The organism is Cypionkella sp. TWP1-2-1b2, assembly GCF_049896245.1.
Lineage (GTDB): Bacteria > Pseudomonadota > Alphaproteobacteria > Rhodobacterales > Rhodobacteraceae > Cypionkella.
In genome coordinates this window covers 108,566-132,386 of sequence record NZ_JAFCTX010000002.1, presented here as the reverse complement: position 1 = coordinate 132,386, position 23,821 = coordinate 108,566, and the positions used below count along the sequence as shown (strand labels likewise).

Genomic DNA, 23,821 nt, shown 5'->3' with positions numbered 1-23,821 from the left:
GTTTCACACCCCCGGACCCCCGTGGGATATTTGAGCAGAGAGGATGACAATTTTAGATAAGGTTTAGGTAATTTGACGCGATAGTGCGACGAGGACGGATTTTGCGGCGCGCAGACCCGGAGGTTCTCCACCCTGCCCCAAGCGTTGCATGGTCAGGTGCATGGCTGCGTCTTGGCTGTGTGGGTTTTCGAGCAGGCGCAGCATTGCGGGCGCGATAAGAGCGGCTTTGCAGTTTTCGCCGATGAACTCGGGGACGGCGCGGGTCTCTGAGACGAGATTGACCAGCGTAACGCTGTCAATCAGGGCGGCGCGGCGCATCAGCCAGAGCGTGAGCGGATGCATGTCATAGGCGATCACCATCGGGCAGTTATTGGCCGCGAGTTCCAGCGAGACGGTGCCAGAGGCGGCAATCGCCACGTCAGCCGCAGCGAAGGCGGCGCGTTTCAGCGCGGGGTCGGTGATGATCTGTGGCTGGATCGGCCATGTAGCAGAGAGGTCGCGCACCAGAGCCTCGACGCCGCAGACGGTGGGCAGGGCCACGCGGGCGTTGGGGTGTTGGGCTTTGATCAGTGCCAAGGTTTCGCCGATCACTGGGGCAAGGCGGCTGACTTCGCCTTTGCGCGAGCCGGGCAGCGTCAGGATCAGCGGGCCCTGCCCTGCAAGTTGGGCGGTTTCCTCTGGCGTGGCGAGGGGCTCGGAGACGACCGGGTGGCCGACGAAATCGCAACTCATGCCGGCGGCGGTCATGTAGGGCGGCTCGAACGGCAGCAGGGCGAGGACGTGGTCGATGACGCGTCCCATTTTTGCCGCACGTCCCGGACGCCATGCCCAGACCGAGGGCGCGACATAGTGGATGGTGCGCAGGGCCGGGTTGGTGGTTTTGACGATTTTGGCGACGCGCAGGCAGAAGTCGGGGGAGTCTATGGTGATCAGGGCGGCGGGGGCGGCTTTGAGCGCGGCTTCGGCGGTCTCGCGGATGCGGCGTTTGAGGTGGAAATACTTCGGCAGCACTTCCGCAATGCCCATGATGGAGAGTTCTTCCATCGGGAACAGGCTGCTCAGCCCCTCGGCCTGCATCAAGGGGCCGCCGACGCCTTGGAATGTCACTTCCGGGTGCAGAGTTTTCAGACCCGCCATCAGGGCTGCCCCCAGGCGATCACCAGAGGGTTCTCCGGCGATCAGGAACAGCTTTAGCGCGCCCATAGCAGCAGGTCGTTTGCCTGTGCCGCCGTGATCATGGCGGCCAGATCAAGGCAGATCACCGAGCCTGCCTGGAAGGCTATGCCAGACAGGCCCGCCTCAGCTGCACGACGGATGGTCTCGACGCCGATGGTGGGCAGATCAATGCGGCGGTCTTGGCCGGGTTTGGCGGCTTTATAATAGAGGCCGCCTTTCGGGCGCAGGCTGGCGGGGATTAGGCTGAGGCTGGCGAGCATGGCATCGGTGCCGGGGAGCGCCTCAACAGCGAGGCAGAGGCCTTGCGAGACGACGCAGCCTTGGCCCACATCGACGGTGCCGAGCGCCACCGTGATGGTTTCGGCGCGGCTGGCGTCGGTTTCATGCTGGGCGGTGAGGGTTCCGGTGAGCACGCCTGCCGGGGGGAGGAGTGCGGGGGCGATGGCTTCGACACCAACCACTTCGAAGCCCGCTTCCTCGAAAATGGCGATGACTTCGCGCAGGGTGGCGTCGTCTCCGGCTTGCATCGCGGCCAGCAGGCGCGGCACCATTTGCGCGGTTTGTGGATCAAACAGGCTGGGGTCTAGGCGCGGGCGCTGGACGGCTCCGGCGAAGATCACTTGGGTGATGGCTTGGTCTTCGAGCAGGCGCAGGAACAGAGCGAGGCGTTCGACGCGGAAGATCTGATCGACCGGCAGGCCTTCGGGCGCGAAACCGTCCAGCGCGCAGATCATCGGGCGATCTGGCAGCGCTGCGACCAAAGCGGCGGGCAGAGCGCCCTGCCCGGCGATGATCGCAAGCTTGCTCATTTTGGGGTCAGGAACGAACGGTCGGTGGCGGAGAGGATGAAATCGGTCATCTCACGCACATAGTCGCTGTCGGTTTCATCGGCCAGACGGCGGGCGCGATCCAGAAAGCTGCCCTCGCCCTGCGCCAGTGCCTGATAGGCGGCGCGCATGGCGGAAATATCGGTGCGCTCGACGCCGCGACGTTTGAGGCCGACGAGGTTCAGACCATCTAAGCTGCCGCGCGGGCCTTGCACGAGGCCGTAGGGCAGCACATCATTCGTCACCATCGTGACCGCGCCAATGATCGCACCACGGCCGATGCGGACCCATTGGTGGATGCCGGACAGCCCGCCAATGATCACATCATCGCCAATCTGGCAGTGCCCCGCGATGGCGACTTGGTTGGCGAGCACGATACGGTTGCCTAAGCTGGCGTCGTGGCCGATGTGCGCGCCTGTCATCAACAGGCAATCGTCGCCGATGCGGGTGACCCCACCACCGCCTGCGGTGCCGGTGTTCAGGGTAGCGCCTTCGCGGATTTTACAACGTTGGCCTACGATCAGCCGGGTGCGTTCGCCGTTGAATTTCAGATCCTGCGGCACTTCACCGACGCAGGCGAAGGGGAAGATCGTGGTGCCCTCGCCGATCTCGGTCCAGCCTGTCACCACGGCATGCGATTTCACCGTGACGCCTTTGGCCAGTGTCACCTCGGCGCCAATCAGCGCGAAGGGGCCGATGAAACAATCGGGGCCAATCGTGGCACCTTCCTCGACAAAGGCCGATGGATGGACAAGGGCGGTTCCGTGGATGGACATGCTTTAGGCTTTCTTCGGCACGTCGAACATCGCCATGAATTCAGCCTCGCAGGCGAGTTCGCCATCTACCATGGCGCGGCCTGCGAATTTCCACACCCGACCGCCGCCGCGCAGGGCGGTGACATGCAGTTCCATCACATCGCCGGGCACGACTTTGCGGCGGAATTTCACCGCATCGACGCCCATGAAGAACACGGTGGCGTTTTTATCGACAAGGTCCATCGAAAGGCCAACGAGGATGCCAGAGGTTTGTGCCATCGCCTCGATGATCATCACGCCGGGGAAAATCGGCATTCCGGGGAAATGGCCCTGGAATTGCGGCTCGTTGAAGGTGACGTTCTTGATGCCGACGCAGGATTTGTTCGGGTAGATGTCGCGCACTTTATCGACCAGCAGGAAGGGATAGCGGTGCGGAATGATGCGCTGGATCAGCGATAGGTCAGCGGACAGCGGCGCTGCGGGTTGGTCGGGCGTGGGCTGGTCGGTCATGGGATCTCCGAAGGTGCGGCCCTCTTGGCGGGGCATGTGATCTGACTAGCGAAAACCGCCGGGTGAAACAAGCCTGCGACCGTAAGGCTTAGGGCGCGGGGGACGGAGGATTGGGGGCCGGGGGATTTGGGAGCAGTGGATTAGGGGCTGCTGGTTTGCTGCCATCGCCCAGCCTTGTGTCGATGCGGGCGATCACCTCTTTGGTGATGTCGATGGAACCGAGGCTGACCACGATGGCGGATTTATCCAGAATGGCGACAGCGCCGCGTTCCACCATGTAATCGCCCAGGATCGGGGCGACGGCCTGAAAGAAAGCCTGCCTGTCCGCGTCACGCGATTTGGCAAGTTCGGTGGATTTCCCCTCCTGCGCTTTGCGCAACTCATTGGCTTTGTTGTCGAAAGCTTCAGCCAAGGGGCGGAAATCTTGTGCTGTCATCGTGGCGCGTTTGGTGGTCAGGTCGCGTTCTTCCGCCTCAAGTGCTGCGTCGATCTTGCGATTTTCGGCGAGAAGCGCGGCGGATTCGGCCTCAAACTTGGCTTGCAAGGCGCGGCCGTATTGCGTGCCGAGATACACCTGATCCTGATCCAGCGTCACGATGGCGGTTTTTTGCACCACACTTTGCGCCGTTGAGGCCTGCGGGAACACGCCAAGCAGCAGCGCCAAAGCCAGCCCTGCCGCCTGCCGCCTCATCAGAATTTCGTCGCGATGGTCAGATCGAAGCTTTGCTCTTCGTCATAGCTTTCTTTCTTGATCGCGTTCGAGAAGTTGAACCGCAGCGGCCCGATCGGCGTGGTCCACAGGATTGAAACGCCGACGGCGGCGCGCAGATGGGCACCGTCATCAACAGCGTCGGGGTTGTTGTCCAAGCCCCAGACCGAGCCCATGTCGTAGAACAGACCACCGGTGATGCCGTATTCTTCCGGCAGACCCAGCGGGAACTCGGCCTCCAGCTTCATGGTGGCGTAGAAATTGCCGCCCAAGGCATCGCCAGCCGCCGTCCGGGGGCCGATGCCGTTGGTGTCAAAGCCACGCATTTTGCCGTTGCCAAAATTGCGGTCAGTGACGCGGGTGTCGTAGCCGCCAAAGCTGTTGACCGCACCACCTTGGAAGATCGCGCGCAGGGTGACGTCTTCATTAAAGACTTTGGTCTCGGCCACAGCCAGCGCGGTGGTTTCGACAAATTTGGCATCGCCGCCCAGACCGACAAAATCCTGCCCAAAGCGGAACAGCAGACTGCTTTTCGGGTTCAGACCGGTGACTCGGTTGTCGAAGGTGTAGCTATAGCCCAGACCCGAGCCGAATTCAGCGCCACGCTCGCCCTCGGCGATCAGCAATGCTGAGGTCGAAGTCACATCCTTCACAGTATCCTGAAACGCCTTATAGCGCAGTTCCAGCCGCGACTGTTCAGCAATCGGGAATTCAAGCCCGGCGGTTATGCCAACCTTGCGGGTGTCATAGAGCGCGCTGGCGTTGTTGGTCTCATTATACGAGACGCCGAGTTTCAGCTTCAGATCGCGGCCCAGCAAAGCCGGTTCCACAAACGAGATGCCGCTGTCCTTGGTATCCGAAGCGGTCGCGATATTGATCGCAAAAGCCTGTCCGCGCCCCAAGAAGTTGGTTTCCGAGAAGCCGAGGTTCAGACCCAGACCAGAGGTGGTGCCAAAACTGGCGCCAAAGCTGATCGAGCCGGTGGGTTTTTCTTCGACATCGACGTTGACGACGACTTCATCCGGGTTACTGCCGGGTTTGGCATCGACCTTGGCATCGGTGAAGAAGCCAAGCGCGCGAATACGCTCGGCGGCCTGACGGACTTCACGCGGGTTGAAGGGGTCGCCTTCGACGGTGCGGAACTGACGGCGCACCACTTGGTCGAGTGTTGTGGTATTGCCTTCAATATCAATGCGTTCGACGAAGACCTTCTGACCGCGCTTGATGACATATTCGACATCCAAAGTCTGGCCGCGCTCATTTCGGATCAGACGCGGCTCGACGCTGACAAAGTTCAGCCCCTTGCGCAAAGCCAGATTTTCCATCCGGGCGATGTTGTTTTCAATGATCGAGGGCGAATAGGTGACGCCCGAGCGCATCTTTTGCACGGCGGCAAATTCGGCGGCATCGACGCCTTCAACCTCGGACACCGTGCTGACGCGACCGATCTTCCAGCTTTGACCTTCCTTGACGGTGTAGGTTACGAAGGTCGCATCGCGTTCGCGCGACAACTGCCCGGTGGCATCCACCACTTGCACGTCGATATAGCCGCGCGACAGATAGAAATCGCGCAGCATCTGCTTATCAACTTCCAGACGTTCCGGCACGAAAGTATCAGCCTTGATCAACTGACGCAGGAAGCCCGCTTGCTTGGTTTGCAGCACTTGTTTCAGGCGACGGTCGCTGAACGCGCGGTTGCCGACAAAGGAAATGCCTTCGTTTTCGACAACTTTGCCTTCGGTGATTTCAAACACCAGATCGACGCGGTTGTCCGAACGGCGAATGATTTTTGGGTCAACCGTGGCGGCGAGACGGCCCTGCACCCGGTAGGCTTCCGAGATTTGCGCCGCATCTGCCTCGGCCTGCGCCGAATTGTAGACCAGCCGCGATTTGGATTTGACGATTTCGGTCAGTTTTTCATCTTTGACCAGCTTGTTGCCCTGAAAATCGACACCGTTCACAATCGGCAGTTCTCTGACCTTGATCAGAAGCGTGCCGCCCTGTGGCACAAGATCAACAGTTTCGAACAAACCTGATGCGAAAATACGCTGGTAAGCGTCATTCAACTGCCCGGATTGCAAAGTCTCACCACGGGCGATTCCCGCGTATTTCAGGATCGTGGCGGCATCGACGCGGGTGTTGCCTTCCACGGTGACGCTGCTGAAGCTGTAGCTTTCGGCATGGGCAAGCGTGAGGAACGGTTCAGAAACCATTGCGCTGGAAAGCAGAATTGCAACAAGGGTTGGGCGCACAAGACCCCGGAGCATCCCCTTGCGCGTAATACCTGCGCTTGCTGTTTCCCGCATGAGCCGCTCCTGAATGCACTAAATCCTGTGCATCTGACTACCTGCAACCGCAAGCAATGTCAAAAGGATGGCCGGAGAAATCGTAAGCAATGCGAGGATATTCTGCGCCGCAATTTTGCCGCAAGATCAGCGGTGAAACAGCGCCGTGCCAAGGAAGGCACCTGCCAGCAGACCGACCACGACGGTGCCGACGGTGAACAGGCGATCCCAGTTCAACCAGACCAGCAGCGACAGGCCTTTATAGCTTTTCATCACGGCTTGCATGGTTTTGCCCTTTCCGCATCAGATGATGACAAAAAGCTACGCCTTGAATGTGGCAGCAGTATGGCTTGGGCTGTGGCTATTTGCAGGTGAAATCATTGCCCAAAGCGAAGAACATGAAGCTGAGCACGGCCATAAGCCCGATCAGCATCAGGATGTTCATCACTCTGGGTGCCGGCGGGCGGCGAAACACCGCTTCATAGGCGAAGAACACCAGATGGCCACCATCGAGCACCGGGATCGGGAACAGGTTGAGCAAGCCGATGCCCAGCGACATCATGCCGAGATAGCCGATGAACTGCTCCAGCCCTTGGCGGGCGGCGTCGCCCATCACCTCGGCCATACCGACCGGGCCGGAGAGGTTGCAGGTGCTGATCTGGCCGGTGACGATGTGCCAGAGGCCGGAGAGCGAGGATTTCGCGGTGAACCAGGCCTGCTCGACGGCCAAAGTGACGGTTTCCCACGGTCCTGGCTGGCGGGTTTGCGGCTGGAACAACATGCCGCCCGACAGGCCGATCATCCAGCGGGTCTCAAACCCGCCGCCGTCTTTCGGCAGATCGCGGCGGTTGGGCGATAGCGTCAGGTCGATGATTTGACCCTGCCGCCAGATTTTCAGCGCGATGGGTTGGCCTTGGCTGGCCTCGACCAAAGCGGGCAGTTGGCTGAAGGCGGTGACATCCTGGCCAGCGGCTTGCACGATTACATCGCCCACTTGAATACCCGCGTCGCCGCCCGCGTTGCGCGGCATCACCGCACCGACCATCGGCAGGAACGGATGCGCGCCTTCAACGTCAAGTTTTTGGCCCGCGCGTTCAATACTGTAGGTCACGGTGGCAGCAGGCGGCAGCGCGTTGGCGGTGATGGCGAAGCTTTCAATATCCGGGGTGGCGGTGCCGTTCAGCGCCAGAATCTGGTCGCCGGGTTGGATGGTTTCGCCGACAAAGGGCGATGCATTGACGCGGCCCACCACCGGGGTTTCGGTGGCAACCCCGGTGTAGGTGATCAGGCCGATAAACACGATCAGGGCGAGGATGAAGTTGAAGATCGGACCTGCAGCGACGGTCGCCGCGCGGGCCCACAGGGGTGCTCCGTACATGGTGTGGCGTTTTTCCTCGGGCGTAAGGCCCCCCAAGGCAGCTTGATCGGGGGCAGAGGCTGCGTCTTTGTCGCCGAGGAATTTCACATAGCCGCCTATCGGCAGCGCTGCGATCTGCCATTTGGTGCCGCGTTTATCTACCCGAGAATACACCACCGGGCCGAACCCCAGCGAGAACACCTCGGCATGGATGCCAGACCAGCGGCCGACGATGTAATGGCCGTATTCATGCACCGCGACGATCACCGCCACCGCGACGATGAAGAACAGGCCCGACCAAACCGCACCGCCAAATGACGCCACAAAGCTGCTGAAATCCACGCTAGCTGCCCTTTACCAATTTCACCGCCTCGGCGGCCCTGATCCGTGCCAGATGATCCATTTGCAGCACATCCTCAAGGGTGAGGGCGGCGATTCCAAGGCTGCAATCTGACGAAACACGGTTAAGTGTAGCCTCAACTACGGCAGCCATCTGCATGAAGCCCAAGTCACCTGCGATGAAATGATCCAAAGCGATCTCTTTGGCGGCATTGAACGCGGCCCCGGCGAGGCCGCGCGTGGCCATCACCTCACGCGCCAGCCTGAGCGCCGGGAAGCGGGTCTCATCCGGGGCGCGGAAGCTCAGGCCACCCAAAGCGGCAAGGTCGAGACGCGCCACGGGCAGGGTTTGGCGCTGCGGCCAGTGCAAGGCATAGCCGATGGGATGGCGCATATCAGGCACGCCCATGTGCGCCATCACCGCGCCATCGCGGAAACCGACGAGGGAATGGATGATCGATTCGGGGTGGATGATCACCTCGATCTGTGCGGGGTCAACGCCGAAAAACTCGCGGGTTTCAATGACTTCCAAGGCTTTGTTAAACATCGACGCCGAGTCGATGGTGATGCGCGCGCCCATTGACCAGTTCGGATGCGCGAGGGCTTCGGTCACGGTGGCACCCGCAAGACGCGCCATGGGCCAATCGCGCAAAGCGCCACCCGATGCCGTCAGGATGATACGTTCCACCGCCGCCATATCCTCGCCCACCAGCGCCTGAAAAATCGCCGAGTGTTCGCTATCAACGGGCAGCACGGTGGCTTCATTGGCGGCAGCCGTCGCCATCAGCAACTGGCCCGCCGTCACAAGGCTTTCCTTGTTCGCAAGCGCCAGTTTACCGCCGTGACGCAAAGCCCGCATCCCCGGCACAAGGCCCGCAGCCCCGACAATCGCGCTCATCACCCAATCGGCGGGGCGGTCGGCGGCGTCATGCACGGCTTGGGTGCCTGCCGCCACCGCGATGCCGGTGCCTGCCAAAGCATCGCGCAGGGCGGGCAGGCAATCGTCAAAGGCGGTGACGGCAATCTCGGCGCGCAGGGCAATCGCCATCTCGGCCAATCGCGCCACATTGCGCCCCCCTGTCAAAGCGACGGTGCGGTGAGCCTTGGCCCCGCCCTCGCGCATCAGCAGATCAAACGTGTTTTCCCCAACCGATCCAGTGGCACCGAAAACCGAAACAGAGCGCATCTAGCCCCCAATCGGCAGATCAAACAGCCGCGACAGCAGCATCACCAGCACCATCGCCCCGCTTAAAGCGTCAAACCGATCCAGCACGCCGCCATGACCGGGGATCAGGTTGGAGCTGTCTTTTGCCCCGACCCGACGCTTCAGCCAGCTTTCGGCGATATCGCCCATCTGGCCCGCGAAGGCGACAAGCGGAGAGAGCAGGATCAGCCATAGCGTGCCATGGCCTGCCGCGACAAAGCCCGCACCGAAAATCGCAGCGCCAATCCAGCCCGCGATGGTGCCCGACCAGGTTTTCTTTGGGCTGATGGCGGGCCAGAACTTTGGTCCGCCCAAGATACGACCGGCAAAATAGCCCATCACATCCGAGACGATCACCACGCCCAACAGCCACAGGAAGGCAATGGTGCCCGCCTCATCGCGCAAAACGAACAGCCCGTGGCCCGAGACCAGAACCGCCACCGAAATCGCCGCCACCGCCTTTTGTTGGCGGCGCGGTGTGGCCATGAAGGCCAAGGGCACGAGGGGAAATACGATCCAGGCCGAAACCGAGGGCCAGCCTTCATCTGCGATCATGCAAAGGGCGGCAAGTGCTGCGATGGCCAGTGCCAGGCGGGGCTCTGCGGGCTGCGACAACCGGGCGAGTTCCCAGATCATCACCGCCGTCAACAGCGTGATCAGGATCAGGAACCACCAGCCGCCCAGCCAAATCTCAACCGCGCCCACTGCCAGCATCACCGCCGCCGACAGCACGCGTGGCTTCAGATCGGCCCATTGTGCGGATTGCAGGCTCATGCTGTGGCCACGCCGCCAAAGCGACGGTCGCGGTGGCCAAAGCGGGCGAGGATGCCGACCAACTCATCAATGGTGAAGTCGGGCCACAGGGTTTCGGTGAATTCGTATTCGGCATAAGCGGCCTGCCATGGCAGGAAGTTCGAGGTGCGGGTTTCGCCAGAGGTGCGGATCACCAGATCGGGGTCGGGGAGACCTTTGGTGTCAAGGTGTCGGCTGATCATCGCATCGGTGATCTGGTCGGGATCTATGCGGCCCGCGGCGGCCTCTGCCGCAAGCGCGCGAATGGTGCGGGCAATTTCATCGCGGCCACCGTAATTGATCGCCACAGTCAGGTTCAGCCGGGTCAGATTGGCGGTGCGCGCCTCGATCCCGGTCATCAGGCGTTGCAGTTTGGCGTCGAGTTTGCTGCGGTCGCCAATAAAGCGCATCCGCACGCCGTCGGCAGCCAGACGATCCGCCTCGCGCTCGATGTAGCGCGCGAAGATCGACATCAGGCCAAGGACTTCTTCGGTCGAGCGTTTCCAGTTCTCGGTGGAAAACGCGTATAGCGTCAGCCATTGGATGCCAATTTCGGGAGCGGCGCGGACGATCTGCTTGACGCGCTCGGCGCCCTTGCGGTGGCCGACGAGACGGGGCCAGCCGCGATTTGTGGCCCAACGGCCATTGCCATCCATGATGATGGCGACATGTGCTGCCTCGCGGGTCTTTGTGTCGGATTTATCGCCCAAGGACCGCGCCCTACCTTGCTTACGTCGCCCGAATATGGGCTGGAAATTTGTACAGATTGTGGCGCGCAGGGGCCCGCGCGCCAAGGCGTTAAACCTGCATGATCTCGGCTTGTTTATGCTCCAAGGCCCGATCCACCGCGAGAATGGCTTTGTCCGTCAGGTCTTGCACCTCATCCGACCACATCTTCTGGTCATCTTCGCCCATGCCGGCGGCCTTGGCCTTCTTGATCTGGTCCATGCCATCGCGGCGCACGTTGCGGATCGAGACTTTGGTGTTCTCGGCATAGCCCGCCGCCACTTTGCTCAGCTGCTTGCGGCGTTCTTCGTTCAACTCGGGGATCGGCAGGCGGATCAAGGGGCCGTCGGTGATCGGGTTGATGCCGATGCCAGATTCGCGGATGGCTTTTTCGACCTTGGCGATCATCGCCTTGTCCCAGACGTTGATCACCACCATGCGCGGTTCCGGCACGTTGACGGTGCCAAGCTGGTTGATCGGGGTCATCTGGCCGTAAGCATCGACCGTGATCGGCTCGACGATGGAGGCCGAGGCACGCCCGGTGCGCAGCGAGGCGAATTCCACTTTAAGGGAGTTCATCGCACCGTCCATCCGGCGCTGGATGGCGTCGAGGTCAATTTCAAGATCGTCCGACATAGGGTCTTCCTTCGAGTCTTCGGCCCCAAAGTGGCAGGGCTTTTGCCGTTCTATAACAGCAAGTGCTTTGACAGGTATAGGGGTTTAGGGGTGGCGGGGTGAACCCCGCCCTACCCATGCACTCTTGTATAGGTGCCCTGCCCGGCGAGGATGCCTTTGAAACCGCCGGGTTCGTCCAAGCTGAACACGATGATCGGCAGGTCGTTGTCGCGCGCAAGCGCGATGGCAGAGGCGTCCATCACGCCAAGGTGCTTTTGCAGCACTTCATCGTAGGTCACGTTGTCGTAGCGCTTGGCGTCGGGGTATTTCTTCGGGTCTTTGTCATAGACGCCATCAACTTTGGTGCCCTTGAAGATCGCCTCGCAGGCCATTTCATTGGCGCGCAGGGTGGCTGCGGTATCGGTGGTGAAATAGGGGTTGCCGGTGCCTGCCGCGAAGATGCAGACGCGCTTTTTCTCAAGGTGGCGGACGGCGCGGCGGCGGATATAGGGCTCGCAGACCTGATCCATCGGGATGGCAGAGATCACGCGGGTGAACACGCCGATGGATTCCAGTGCCGATTGCATCGCAAGCGCGTTCATTACCGTCGCCAACATGCCCATATAGTCTGCGGTGGTGCGCTCCATGCCTTGGGCAGAGCCTGCGAGGCCGCGGAAAATGTTGCCGCCACCGATCACCATGCAGATCTCTACGCCCAGATCGCGCACGGATTTTACTTCCTCGGCAATGCGCTGCACGGTGGGCGGGTGCAGGCCATAGCCTTGATCGCCCATCAGCGCCTCACCCGAGATTTTCAGCATGACCCGGTTGTAGGTCACTTTTGGCGCGCCGGGGTGAGACATGGGGTATCCTTAGGTTTAAGGGCAGGAAGGAACGGGCTGGATTGACGGGCTGGATTGACGGGCTGGATTGACTGGGGCGTAAAATGTCGCAAAACCGGGGCAGGTTCAACGGGGGAAGCGACATGCGGCGTCGCTTTGCTGCGAAAGCAATGGGGGCCAGCCCCCACACCCCCGTAGTATTTATGCCAATGTGAAGGGGCTGACGTGCGTTTTGATTTGAGCCGGATTTCGCGGGAAGCTCCGGTGTTGATTGCCGGGCCTACGGCGAGTGGCAAATCGGCTTTGGCGCTGGAACTTGCGGCGCGGGATGGCCGGGTGGTGGTCAATGCCGATGCCTTGCAGGTTTACGGATGCTGGCGGGTGCTGTCGGCGCGGCCATCGCGCGCGGATGAGGCGGTGGCGGCGCATGCGCTTTATGGCCATGTGGCGCGCGATCAGGCCTATTCGGTGGGGCATTGGCTGCGCGAGGTGCAAGGCGTTCTGGATCGTCCGGTGGTGATTGTCGGCGGCACGGGGCTTTATTTCAGCGCTTTGACCGAAGGGTTGAGCGATATCCCTGCGACTCCGGTTGAGGTGCGGGCGCTGGCGGATCGGCGGTTGGCCGAGGAAGGGATTGCAGCGCTTTCGGCCGAGTTGGACGCAGGTACTTCGGCGCGGATTGACCCGCTTAACCCCGCGCGGGTGCAGCGGGCTTGGGAAGTGCAGGCGAGCACCGGGCGGGGATTGGCTGCGTGGCAGGATGCAACCGGGCCAGCGGTGTTGCCGCTTGCGAGTGTTGAGGCGTTGGTGATCCGGCCCGAGGTGGCTTGGCTTGATGCGCGAATCGCGCGGCGGTTTGAGATGATGCTGGCGCAGGGCGCGCTGGACGAGGTGCGCGCGGCCCTGCCCCACTGGCAACCTGCGCAGGCTTGGGCGAAAGCGATTGGCGCGCCGGAGTTGATGGCACATTTGCGCGGCGAAATCGGGCTGAATGAGGCGGCCGAGGACGCGACTTTGGCCAGCCGTCAATATGCCAAGCGGCAGCGCACCTGGTTCCGTTCCCGGATGAAACTCTGGCGCGAAATCACCCTGCCCTAAGCGCCTGGCTTTCGCCCACAGAGTTCTCCACAGCTTTCCGCGCCCTATGTGGATAACTTCCGCTGGCTGCCATCTTTTTGCTTGGGTTGTGTTGCAACCCTCGGTTACATGTTGGAAAAATACAAAAGCAGGCAGCGCATCATGAAGACCCCCCCGCCTAAAACTGGCCCGAAAACCGACGCGAAAACCGACCTCAAGACTCTGGTGAAATCCGGCCCCGATACCGATCAAATGCGGCTGATCGCGATTCCGCGTCTGGCAGCCGGCGGGCGTTGGCGGGTTGAGGCGATGCGGTCTTTGTCGGAGGGCTGTTTTTTGTGGTTCACCAAGGGTCAGGGCCGCATCACCATTGCAGGGCAAACCCGTGGCTATACCGCAAACAACGCAATCTATATCCCGCCCGGCGTGATGCACGGCTTTGAGGTTGGGCCGCAAGTATTTGGCACGGCGGTGTTTTTCGGCAAAAACTCGACCGTTATCTTGCCCGCCGAGCCGCAGCACCTGCGCATCCGTGAAGTACACGCGCAACAAGAGGTCAATGTCACGCTCGACATGATCCAGCGTGAGATGGACAGCGACACGCCGGCGCATGATCGCGCGACGCGGCATTATCTCGGGCTTTTGGGGGTGTGGATTGAACGCCAAGCCAGCAAAGCCAGCAGCGATGCCCCGCGCCCGGATGCCGCCCGGCGCCTGGTCGGTCGCTATACCGCGCTGCTGGAGAAAGAGTTTCGCCGTGGCCGTGGCGTGGGCGAGCTTGCCTGCGATCTGGGCGTTACTGCCACCCATCTTACGCGCTGCTGCCGTGAGACTTGCGGGCGCTCGGCGATTGATCTGTTGCAGGATCGCCGGATCTTTGAGGCGCGCAAATTGCTGGCGGAAACCACGATCCCAGTGGGGCAAATCGGCGCCAGCCTTGGCTTCACCTCACCTGCCTATTTCACCCGCGCGTTTGCCCATCTGACCGGGTTTTCGCCCAGCGCGTTTCGCCGCGCGGTCTAGCAGAATCGCAGCGCCGCAGGCACAGCCAGAGCGTTTACAACGATTCGTCCGCGATGGCGGACAATGTTCCGCGTGGGGCGGAAATCGCGGCACACCATTGTATGCCGAGTGTATGCCGGGGCTATGTTGTATTTTGCAGCGGTTTGAACATGGTTTCCGGCACGCCAATGTCGCTAACGTTGTATGCAAGGACGAATCCAGCCGTTGACGGATGGGCGGAAAAGGTGCCGAATGGGTAAGTGATGCGCATCAATGCCATTGCGGAAGTTTCGGGTGCCCATCGTGGGGAGAGGTCACCGGAAGCCGCATCGGTTCCAGCGCATCGCCAGATTAGAAACGGCCAAAAAAACGTAAAGGCTTTAGCCTTACAGGGAGATACCGATGACCGATACCCGCACCACCGAGCGCGCCTTGCACCCGGCTGCTTATATGCATGCGCAGGAAGTTCAGGATGGCAAACTGAGCCGTCGTGAGTTTCTGTCGCGCACCACCGCTTTGGGCGTTTCCGCCGCTGCGGCCTACGGCTTGCTGGGGCTTTCCGCTCCGGCCCGCGCGCAAGACGCCAAGGTTGGCGGCGTGCTGCGCTGCGCCATGGAAGTCAAAGCGCAAAAAGACCCGCGCACGGCCGACTGGCCGCAGATCGCCAACATCTATCGCGGCTGGCTGGAATATCTGATCCAGTACAACGCCGATGGCACTTTTGAAGGCCGTCTGGTGGACAGCTGGGAAGCCAATGCGGACGCCACCGAATACACCCTGAAGGTGCGTCAGGGCGTCAAATGGAACAACGGCGATGCATTCAGCGCTGATGACGTGGTACGGATGTTTGGCCGCTGGACCGATGGTTCGGTTGAAGGCAACGCGATGGCCTCGCGCTTTGCGGGTCTGATCGAGTCGGTCGCGGCGAAGAACGCCGATGGCACCGATAAGATGGATGAAGCTGGCGCTGCCGTGATGATGAACAAGTTGCGCGATGGCGCGGTTGTCAAAGTCGATGATGCCACCGTCAAACTGGCGATGTCGATCCCGGACATTGCCGTTGTAGCCAACCTTGCCGACTATCCGGCGGCTGTTGTGCACAGCTCTTACGTTGATGGCACTGACCCGTCGACCAACGCCATCGGCACCGGGCCTTACATTCCGCAAGAAGTCTCGGTCGGCCAAAAGGTTGTGCTGGTGCGCGCACCGAACCACACCTGGTGGGGTGGCATGGCTCCGCTGGACGAGGTGCATTACGTTGACTTCGGCACCGATCCTTCGGCGATGGTGCAGCTGGCATCTTCGGAAGAAATCGACACCAACTATGAGACCGTTGGCGATTTCATCGAGCAGATGGATGGTCTGGGCTGGAAGAAGATCGAAGCTGTCACCGCATCTACCATCGTGGTGCGGATGAACTCGGCCAACGGCGATCTTTACAAAGATAAAGCCGTTCGTCAGGCGATCCAGAAGGCGGTTGATCCGAAAGTTGTGCTGGAACTTGGCTATAACGGCCTTGGCACAACGGCGGAAAACCACCACGCCTGCCCGATCCACCCGGAATATGCCAAGATCCCGGCGCAAACCATTGATGCGGCTGGCCTGATGCCTGCGCTGAAAGCGGCGGGGCTGGACACGACGGAGTTTGAAATCATCTCGCTGGATGACGGCTTTGAAGCGGCGACCACCGATGCCGTCGCAGCCCAGCTGCGCGACGCCGGAGCGACGGTGAAGCGCACCGTGATGCCGGGCTCGACGTTCTGGAACGACTGGCAGAAATACCCGTTCTCGTCGACCACCTGGAACCACCGCCCGCTGGCGGTGCAGAACATGAGCCTCGCCTATACCTCGACCGGGTCGTGGAACGAATCGGGCATGGCGAACAAAGACTTCGACGCGGCGATGACCAAAGCCCTGTCACTGGACAACGCCGATGCCCGCCGTGAAGTGATGGTGACGCTGGAGACGATCCTGCAGGATGAGGGGTATATCATCCAGCCGTATTGGCGCTCGCTGTTCCGCCACGCCAAGGAAGGTGTCAACGTCGACATGCACCCGTCGTTCGAGCACCACCACTACAAGTGGTCGCTGTCCTAAGCTGATTCTGGTCCGGGCGCGTCAAGTGCCCGGACCGCACCTGCCCAAGGACAAAAAGACTGAACGCAGGCAACAACGCACAGTCGGCAGCCGAGCCATCGGCGCAGAGGGGAACCATTGATGTTGAAATTCGTGGCAAGGCGCTTGGGCGTCATGGTCTTGACTGCGCTGGCGCTGACGTTCGTGGTGTTCTACCTGACCAACCTGCCTCCCAACCTTGAGAAACTGGCGCGCACCGAAGGCTCGGTGCGGATGACCGATCAGGCGGTGGCCGATTGGATCATCGACAACGGCCATGGCGGTTCGGTGTTTGGCCGCTATGCGCAGTGGTTGGGCATTTCCCCCGGTTGGACCTTGACCGACGACAAGGGTGTCACGCGAGGCCGTTGTATCGCGGCGGGCAGTGATCCGGCCACAGCCTCGACTTATTGCGGCGTGTTGCAGGGCGAATGGGGCTTTTCCACCGTATTCAAAAAGCCGGTGCTGGAATCGGTGCTGCAAAAGCTTGGCTCGACCGGTTGGCTGATGATGTGGGTGATGATCGTGATGGTGCCGGTGTCCTTGATTATGGGGGTGCTGTCCGGGATGCGCGAAGGGTCGCGCACTGACCGCAGCCTGTCGATCATCGCCATCGCCACCACGGCGACGCCGGAATATGTTTCGGGCGTTATTCTGGTGGCGATCTTTGCCTCGGCCACCGCAGGCGTCTCACCGATCCTGCATGACTGGGGTTGGATCAGCGGCAAGACACTGTTTCTGGGCACTGCGACAAGCGCGATGGATGGCATCACCTTCTGGAATTTTGCTTTGCCGGTGCTGACCATCGCCCTCTACGGCATCGGGTATATCGCCCGGATGACACGCGCGAGCATGACCGAGGTGATGACCCAGCAATATATTCGCACAGCACGTCTGAAAGGTGTCAGGTTCCGCGATGTCGTGCTGAAACACGCGCTGCGCAACGCCTTGATCGCGCCGTTCACCGTGATCATGCTGCAATTCCCGTGGCTTTTGAACGGCGTGGTGATCACCGAGGCTTTGTTCAATTACAAAGGCTTTGGCTGGACGCTGGTGCAAGCCGCTGGCAACAATGACATCGACCTGCTTTTGGGTTGCTCGGTGGTTGCGGTCCTTGTCGTTCTGGTCACGCAGCTGATCTCCGACATCGGCTATGTATTCCTGAACCCCCGTATCCGGCTGGCATGAGGCAATGATGAACACCGAACTGCTATCCTGGGGCCAGATCATTGCCCGCATCCTCACGCAATTCCTGCCGGTCTGGATTGCCCTGATCATCACCTTCGCCGTTTCGATCCGCTACAAGCGCAAGCTGGGGCTTTACGGCAAATTGTTTGACAGCCCGGTCGGCATGGTCGGCTTCATGCTGGTGATGTTCTGGGTGTTCACGGCGCTGTTTGCCGATACTCATCTATACATACCTGAATTCAGATGGGGACGCCTCCACTTCCCCGGCATAGACATTATGCACATTAAAATCATCACGATGGACCCAATCGCACAATTTGGCCGGGTGAAAAACCCGCTGCCCGGCACGCCTTTGGTGGATGTGAAAGACGGCCAATACGCCTATTTCCTGCTCGGCGGCGATCACCTTGCCCGCGACGTGTTCAGCCGTGTGGTGATGGGCGCGCGCCGGGTGCTGACGATTGCCCCCGCCGCCACCACCTTCGCCTTCATCATGGGCGTAACCTTGGGCCTGCCTGCCGGATATTTCGGTGGCAAGCTCGACACCGCTTTGTCGTTCCTTGCCAACCTTGTGCTGGCCTTCCCGGTGATCTTGCTGTTCTACCTGCTGGTCACGCCCGAAATCCGCAACACTGGTATCCCGGTGGTCTTGGCGGCGGTGCTGTTCATCTTCCCGGTGATCTTCTTCTGCACCCTGTTCAACTCGCGCTTCTTCACCAACCCACCCAAACGCAACCTCTATGTCGGTGTGACGCTGGTGATCGGGCTTTGGGCGTATTTCGGCCTTGCCTTCAACCTCGACCCGCTGGGTGTGTGGTCGATGGACCCGAACCTGCTGAACGTCTTTGTCTCGGTGGTGTTCGTGAACTCGCCCACGGTGTTCCGCATCGTGCGCGGCATTGTGATGGATCTGAAAGCCCGCGATTACGTCGCCGCCGGCCAGACCCGTGGCGAGTCCGCGTGGTACATCATGCTGTGGGAAATCCTACCCAACGCGCGTGGCCCGCTGATCGTGGATTTCTGCCTGCGGATTGGCTACACCACGATCCTTCTCGGCACCTTGGGTTTCTTCGGCCTCGGCGTCTCACCGGAATCCCCCGATTGGGGATCGACCATCGACGATGGCCGTAAATTGCTCTCCCTCTACCTGCACCCCGCCATCACCCCGGCGCTTGCCTTGATGAGCCTCGTGCTCGGCCTGAACCTGCTGGCCGATGGGTTACGCGAAGAAAGTTTGAAGGACTGATGCGGGCCTTGGGCTTTCATACTGGTCTAAATATTCTGGGGGTGTGGGGGCTAGCCCCCGCTCCCGCCCTCTCCGTCAAAGCGAGGCTGCCATGACAGATACCACCTGGGACCCAACCAAACCGATCCTTGAGATCGAAAACCTTTCGATCAGCTTTTTCACCCGGCTGCGCGAAATCCCGGCGGTGATGGATTTTTCCTGCTCGGTGATGGCGGGTGAGTCGATGGGGCTGGTGGGGGAATCCGGTTGCGGCAAGAGCACTGTCGCCTTGGCGGTGATGCGCGATCTCGGCAAGAATGGCCGCATCGTCGGCGGCACCATCAAGTTCAAGGGCCGCGATCTGACCCATATGGGTGACGAAGAACTCCGCCACATTCGCGGCTCTGAAATCGCGATGATCTACCAAGAGCCGATGGCCAGCTTGAACCCGGCGATGAAGATCGGCGCGCAGCTGGCCGAAGTGCCGATGATCCATCAGGGCATGGCGCGCGATGAGGCGTGGAAGCTGGCGCGTCAGATCGTAGCTGACGTGCGCCTGCCCGATCCCGACCGCATCCTGCAAGCCTATCCGCACCAGCTTTCCGGCGGCCAGCAACAGCGCATCGTCATCGCGATGGCGCTGATGTCAAAGCCTGCTTTGCTGATCCTCGATGAACCCACAACCGCCTTGGACGTGACGGTGGAGGCTGGCATCGTCGATCTGGTCAAGGATCTCGGCCATAAATATGGCACCTCGATGTTGTTCATTTCGCACAATCTCGGCCTGATCCTCGATGTCTGCGACCGCCTCTGCGTGATGTATTCCGGCGAGGCTGTGGAAACCGGCAATGTCATCGAAGTCTTTGACAAGATGCGCCACCCCTATACCCAAGCCCTGTTCCGCTCGATCCCGCTGCCGGGAGCAGATAAGAACTCCCATCCCCTCGTCGCCATCCCCGGCAACTTCCCGCTGCCGCATGAACGCCCGAAAGGCTGCAACTTCGGCCCGCGCTGCGATTATTTCCAGGATGGCCGCTGCAACGCCGCCGAGGTGCCGATGTTCCCGGTGCCGGGCGATGACCGCCACGCCACCCGCTGCATCAAATGGACCGAGATCGACTGGGACGCACCCATGAAGTTGAAGGCCAGCAAACCCAAGACCCCAATCGGCAAAGTCGTGCTGAAGATGGAGGATCTGAAGAAATACTATTCGGTATCCTCGGGCGGCTTTGGCAGCGGCACCACGAAGGTGGTGAAAGCCAACGAAACCCTGTCGTTTGAAGCCCGCGAGGGCGAAACCCTTGCCATCGTCGGCGAAAGCGGGTGCGGCAAATCCACCTTCGCCAAGGTGCTGATGGGGCTGGAAACCGCGACCTCTGGCAGCATCGTGCTGTTCGATGAAAACGTGCAATCCACCCCGATCCAACAGCGCAACACCGACACGGTGTCCTCGGTGCAGATGGTGTTCCAGAACCCTTTCGACACGCTGAACCCCTCGATGAACGTCGGTCGCCAGATCATCCGCGCCTTGGAAATTTTCAAGCAAGGCAAATCGGACGAAGACCGCACCGCCCGCATGTTGGAACTTTTAGACCTCGTAAAACTGCCGCGCGCCTTCGCCGACCGGATGCCGCGCCAGCTTTCGGGCGGCCAGAAGCAGCGCGTCGGCATCGCCCGCGCCTTTGCCGGTGGTGCGAAAGTTGTCGTCGCCGATGAACCGGTTTCTGCCCTCGACGTGTCGGTGCAAGCCGCCGTCACCGATCTGCTGATGGACATTCAGCGCGAAAACAAAACCACCCTTTTGTTCATCAGCCACGATCTTTCCATCGTGCGTTACCTGAGTGATCGGGTGCTGGTGATGTATCTCGGCCATGTGGTGGAAACCGGCACCACCGATCAGGTGTTCCAGCCGCCCTACCACCCCTATACCGAGGCTTTGCTGTCAGCGGTGCCAATCGCCGACACCAAAGTCATCCGCAAACGCATCGTGCTGGAAGGCGATATTCCCTCGGCAATGAACCCGCCGCCCGGTTGCCCGTTCCAAACCCGGTGTCGGTGGAAATCTCAGGTATTGCCCGCCGGACTTTGCGACCGCGAAATGCCGCCGATGCGGACGCTGGAGGGCGGCCATCAGATCAAATGCCACCTATCGGCAGAGATGCTGGCGTCGATGGAACCGGTGATCAAGATGGCGGCGGAATAAGCGCTACGATCCTCAAACGCATATCCCCGCCATAAGCCGCGATGCCTCCGGCGGGGATATTTGAGCAGAGAGGATGACCTAAGGCATTGCTCTTTCTGAAATACTCCCCGCGGAGCGTTCGACAGATCAGGCAGCGAACGGCTACAAACTCGGCCCCGGCGCGATCTTGCTGCCATCGCTGAACCGTGACAACCGAAACCGCGTCAGATCATGCGCCTCGGTCTTACCTGCCACCAGATCGGCGACCACCCGACCCATGCCGGGGCCAATGCCAAAGCCGTGCCCACTCATCCCTGTGGCGATCACAAGACCGGGGATAGCGGCGACCCGGTCGATGACGGGCACCACATCTGGCATGGTGTCAATCATCCCAGCCCAGACGGCTTTCAGTTTCGGGCGACCCAACTCCGGCAGCGCCTTGGCGAAATTGTCCTGCACATCGGACAAGGCTTTCATGTTTGGGCTTGGGTTCAGCACGCGGAGCCGCTCGAAGGGCGAGGTTTGATCGGCCTGCCATTTGCGCTTGGTGCCCCAGGCATCTGGGTAATCCTTCGGCGCTGCGGGGCGGAACTTGGTCGAGGTGAAATCCTTTTTCAGCACCGGAATATAGGTCAGCATGTGGCGGAACGCATCGGGGCCTACGAAGAAATCATGGCTGGCGCCGGGCGCAATCGTGTAGCCACCATCCAGACGGCGGCGGAAGGCAAAGCGGTCGTCCGCCACATCGCCTGCGTAAACTTCGGGCATCGCCTCGGTCGCAGCGACACTCGCCAGAACCGCCAGCTGTGGAATTTTTACGCCCTCGGCACGCAGGAACAATGACGACCAAGCACCCCCGGCCACCACAACCTGATCGCAGGCAATCCGGCCCTTTTCGGTATAAACCCCGGTAATCCGCCCGCCCGCACGATCCAAGCGACGCACCGCACAATCCTCGATCAGCACAGCGCCGCGCGCCACAGCGCCTTCGGCCAGCATCGGCACGGCCACCCAAGGCTCGGCCCGCGCATCTGACGGCGTCAGCAACCCGCCCATCCAAGATGCCTCCGCGCCCTTGATCGCCGCCTGCACCTGACCCGCAGATTGCATTACCGTATCAAGGCCATGCGCCTTTGCATGCACCAACCAATCGGCGAAGCCCTGCATTTCGGCCTCGGATCGCGCGAGATACATCACGCCTTCCTGCCGAAACCCCAAGCCCGCACCAAACTCTTGCGACAGCGATTTCCATATCCGCAGCGATTCGATCATGATTGGCAATTCGCCCAGATCACGCCCCTGCTGCCTGATCCAACCCCAGTTTCGGCTGCTCTGCTCGCCCGCGATGCGCCCCTTTTCGCACAAAACAACCCTCAACCCAGCCTCGGCGAGATGCCACGCCGTCATCACCCCGATCACGCCGCCACCGAGCACCACCACATCGCAGGCGGCAGGTAAGGCACTGGTAAAGCGAGGTTTATTGGCTTCCGAGATCGGGAATTGCATCACTTCAACGTCTCCAGCAGGCTTTCCATAAACCGCAATCCGGCGTCCCATTCGGACAGTTCCAGATATTCATCGACCTGATGCGCTTGGGCAATGTCGCCCGGACCGCAAACCACCGCTGAATAGCCCGCGTCCTGAAATTGCCCCGCCTCGGTGCCATAAGACACCACACCGACGGTATTATCCCCGGTCAGCTGCCGCACCAAAATTTCGGCCGCGCCATCCACTTCAGGCCGGAGCCCCGGCACGCCGAAAAACTTTTCCAGATGCACACCCGCCTCGGGTCGCACCGTTTTCAATGCCACATCCAACCGCGCGGCTTCGACCTCAAACTCCGCCGCCAGAGCATCGGAATCCTCGCCCGGCACCACCCGCATTTCGACCGCAAAGGTGCAATCGCCAGCCGTGATGTTATGCGCGGTGCCGCCCGCTATCATGCCGACATGCAGCGTGGTAAACGGCGGATAGAAGGTGGCCGCCACCGCTGTGACCGGCTTTGCCTGAATTTCCGCGTTCTTGGCATTGACCCAAGCAATCAGCCGTGCGCCTTCCATGATCGCGGAAACCCCGTAGGGCAGCAGCGAGCTGTGGACCTCAAACCCCTTCACATGCACATGATAGCCGGTGCCGCCCTTATGACCGCGGATCAGCTTCATGCGGCTTGGCTCGCCAATCACCGCCGCCGAGGCTTGCGGCAGCACCGCTTGCATCGCGGCAATCATTGGCGGCGCCCCGGTGCAGCCGAGTTCCTCGTCATAGGACAAAGCCAGTTGCAGGGGGCGCTGAACGCCTTGCAGATGTGCGCGCACCAAGGCCCAGACCGCCAGCGCGACATAGCCTTTCATATCGCAGGTGCCGCGCCCGTAAAGCCGCCCGTCGCGTTCGGTCACAACCCAAGGGTCCGACGTCCACGCCTGGCCATCCACCGGCACCACATCGGAATGGCCTGACAGCACCACGCCGCCCTCGACCCAGGGCCCGACATGCGCGAACAAGGCGGCTTTGCTGCGGTCTTCGTTCCAGTGCCGATGCGCTTTGATGCCATGGCTCGCGAGATAGCCTTCCAGCCAGTCAATCAGATCAAGATTGCTGCCGCGACTCACCGTCGGGAAGCTTACGAGGTGGTCCAGCACTTGACGCGACGTCAGTTCGCTCATTTTCAGCCCCCATATGTTGTGGGCGAACGTGGCCTTGGCCACCGCCCCTGTCAATCCCAGCAAAATGCCGTCCAAACACTACAAAACGCCGGAAAAACAATCTGGATTGAGGTCAAAATTCGGGATTGATAGCTGCGGCGAAATCGTCAAGACTTGGCGGTACAACCGGGGGGGCCCAAGGGAATACCCAGCCTACCTTGGACAAAAACAAAGAATAACAACGACCTGGGGA

21 protein-coding genes are annotated in these 23,821 nt (G+C 60.9%); 6 read left to right on the top strand and 15 right to left on the bottom strand.

Annotated elements, in window-relative coordinates; translation table 11 throughout:
• Positions 1–63: 63 nt before the first annotated feature.
• From lpxB to pyrH, 13 genes are all read right to left on the bottom strand, one after another.
• Positions 64–1,203, bottom strand: coding sequence for a lipid-A-disaccharide synthase (gene lpxB / locus ACP7AP_RS01825; protein WP_426031636.1), 1,140 nt, complete (start codon positions 1,201–1,203; stop codon positions 64–66).
• Positions 1,191–1,985: an LpxI family protein gene (locus ACP7AP_RS01820; RefSeq protein ID WP_426031634.1), complete on the bottom strand. Its 795-nt coding sequence runs from the start codon at positions 1,983–1,985 to the stop codon at positions 1,191–1,193. Before ACP7AP_RS01820 ends, lpxB begins: the two co-directional genes overlap by 13 nt.
• On the bottom strand, positions 1,982–2,779 hold the full coding sequence (gene lpxA, locus ACP7AP_RS01815; protein ID WP_426031632.1) for an acyl-ACP--UDP-N-acetylglucosamine O-acyltransferase: 798 nt from the start codon (positions 2,777–2,779) through the stop codon (positions 1,982–1,984). The genes ACP7AP_RS01820 and lpxA overlap by 4 nt, the downstream gene beginning before the upstream one ends.
• A 3-nt stretch (positions 2,780–2,782) precedes the next feature.
• Entirely contained in the window at positions 2,783–3,268 is a 486-nt protein-coding gene (fabZ, locus tag ACP7AP_RS01810; RefSeq protein WP_426031630.1) for a 3-hydroxyacyl-ACP dehydratase FabZ, read from the bottom strand.
• Positions 3,269–3,356: 88 nt separating this feature from the next.
• Entirely contained in the window at positions 3,357–3,959 is a 603-nt protein-coding gene (locus ACP7AP_RS01805; protein ID WP_426031628.1) for an OmpH family outer membrane protein, read from the bottom strand.
• Complete coding sequence (bamA, locus tag ACP7AP_RS01800; protein WP_426031626.1) at positions 3,959–6,283, bottom strand: outer membrane protein assembly factor BamA; 2,325 nt, start codon at positions 6,281–6,283, stop codon at positions 3,959–3,961. The genes ACP7AP_RS01805 and bamA overlap by 1 nt, the downstream gene beginning before the upstream one ends.
• A 126-nt stretch (positions 6,284–6,409) precedes the next feature.
• Positions 6,410–6,547, bottom strand: coding sequence for a hypothetical protein (locus ACP7AP_RS01795; protein ID WP_202905541.1), 138 nt, complete (start codon positions 6,545–6,547; stop codon positions 6,410–6,412).
• A gap of 76 nt (positions 6,548–6,623) precedes the next feature.
• Entirely contained in the window at positions 6,624–7,961 is a 1,338-nt protein-coding gene (gene rseP / locus ACP7AP_RS01790; protein ID WP_426031623.1) for an RIP metalloprotease RseP, read from the bottom strand.
• A gap of 1 nt (position 7,962) precedes the next feature.
• Positions 7,963–9,144, bottom strand: coding sequence for a 1-deoxy-D-xylulose-5-phosphate reductoisomerase (gene dxr / locus ACP7AP_RS01785; RefSeq protein ID WP_426031621.1), 1,182 nt, complete (start codon positions 9,142–9,144; stop codon positions 7,963–7,965).
• Positions 9,145–9,936, bottom strand: coding sequence for a phosphatidate cytidylyltransferase (locus ACP7AP_RS01780; RefSeq protein WP_426031619.1), 792 nt, complete (start codon positions 9,934–9,936; stop codon positions 9,145–9,147).
• Complete coding sequence (gene uppS, locus ACP7AP_RS01775; protein WP_426031751.1) at positions 9,933–10,610, bottom strand: polyprenyl diphosphate synthase; 678 nt, start codon at positions 10,608–10,610, stop codon at positions 9,933–9,935. Before uppS ends, ACP7AP_RS01780 begins: the two co-directional genes overlap by 4 nt.
• A gap of 142 nt (positions 10,611–10,752) precedes the next feature.
• Positions 10,753–11,316, bottom strand: a complete 564-nt coding sequence (gene frr / locus ACP7AP_RS01770; RefSeq protein WP_426031617.1) for a ribosome recycling factor — start codon at positions 11,314–11,316, stop codon at positions 10,753–10,755.
• Positions 11,317–11,426: 110 nt separating this feature from the next.
• On the bottom strand, positions 11,427–12,158 hold the full coding sequence (pyrH, locus tag ACP7AP_RS01765) for a UMP kinase (RefSeq protein WP_426031615.1): 732 nt from the start codon (positions 12,156–12,158) through the stop codon (positions 11,427–11,429).
• Between the two features lie 204 nt (positions 12,159–12,362).
• Here pyrH and miaA point away from each other — a divergent pair, with 204 nt between their 5' ends.
• From miaA to ACP7AP_RS01735, 6 genes are all read left to right on the top strand, one after another.
• The gene (miaA, locus tag ACP7AP_RS01760; protein WP_426031613.1) at positions 12,363–13,235 is read left to right on the top strand and encodes a tRNA (adenosine(37)-N6)-dimethylallyltransferase MiaA; all 873 of its coding nucleotides are present in this window, start codon (positions 12,363–12,365) and stop codon (positions 13,233–13,235) included.
• Between the two features lie 141 nt (positions 13,236–13,376).
• Positions 13,377–14,237, top strand: a complete 861-nt coding sequence (locus ACP7AP_RS01755) for an AraC family transcriptional regulator (protein WP_426031611.1) — start codon at positions 13,377–13,379, stop codon at positions 14,235–14,237.
• Between the two features lie 381 nt (positions 14,238–14,618).
• Positions 14,619–16,313: an ABC transporter substrate-binding protein gene (locus tag ACP7AP_RS01750; protein ID WP_426031609.1), complete on the top strand. Its 1,695-nt coding sequence runs from the start codon at positions 14,619–14,621 to the stop codon at positions 16,311–16,313.
• 120 nt (positions 16,314–16,433) lie between these two features.
• Positions 16,434–17,519 carry an ABC transporter permease gene (locus tag ACP7AP_RS01745; RefSeq protein ID WP_426031607.1) on the top strand — a complete coding sequence of 362 codons (1,086 nt, stop codon included), beginning with the start codon at positions 16,434–16,436 and terminating at the stop codon, positions 17,517–17,519.
• Positions 17,520–17,526: 7 nt separating this feature from the next.
• Complete coding sequence (locus tag ACP7AP_RS01740) at positions 17,527–18,765, top strand: ABC transporter permease (RefSeq protein WP_426031605.1); 1,239 nt, start codon at positions 17,527–17,529, stop codon at positions 18,763–18,765.
• 91 nt (positions 18,766–18,856) lie between these two features.
• A complete protein-coding gene (locus ACP7AP_RS01735) occupies positions 18,857–20,947 on the top strand; it encodes a dipeptide ABC transporter ATP-binding protein (protein ID WP_426031603.1) in 2,091 nt (696 codons plus the stop codon).
• 141 nt (positions 20,948–21,088) lie between these two features.
• On the opposite strand, the gene ACP7AP_RS01730 is transcribed toward ACP7AP_RS01735, so the two are convergent.
• Together ACP7AP_RS01730 and argE are read right to left on the bottom strand one after the other, a co-directional pair.
• Complete coding sequence (locus ACP7AP_RS01730; protein ID WP_426031601.1) at positions 21,089–22,432, bottom strand: NAD(P)/FAD-dependent oxidoreductase; 1,344 nt, start codon at positions 22,430–22,432, stop codon at positions 21,089–21,091.
• Positions 22,432–23,589, bottom strand: a complete 1,158-nt coding sequence (gene argE / locus ACP7AP_RS01725; RefSeq protein ID WP_426031599.1) for an acetylornithine deacetylase — start codon at positions 23,587–23,589, stop codon at positions 22,432–22,434. The genes ACP7AP_RS01730 and argE overlap by 1 nt, the downstream gene beginning before the upstream one ends.
• Positions 23,590–23,821: the final 232 nt, after the last annotated feature.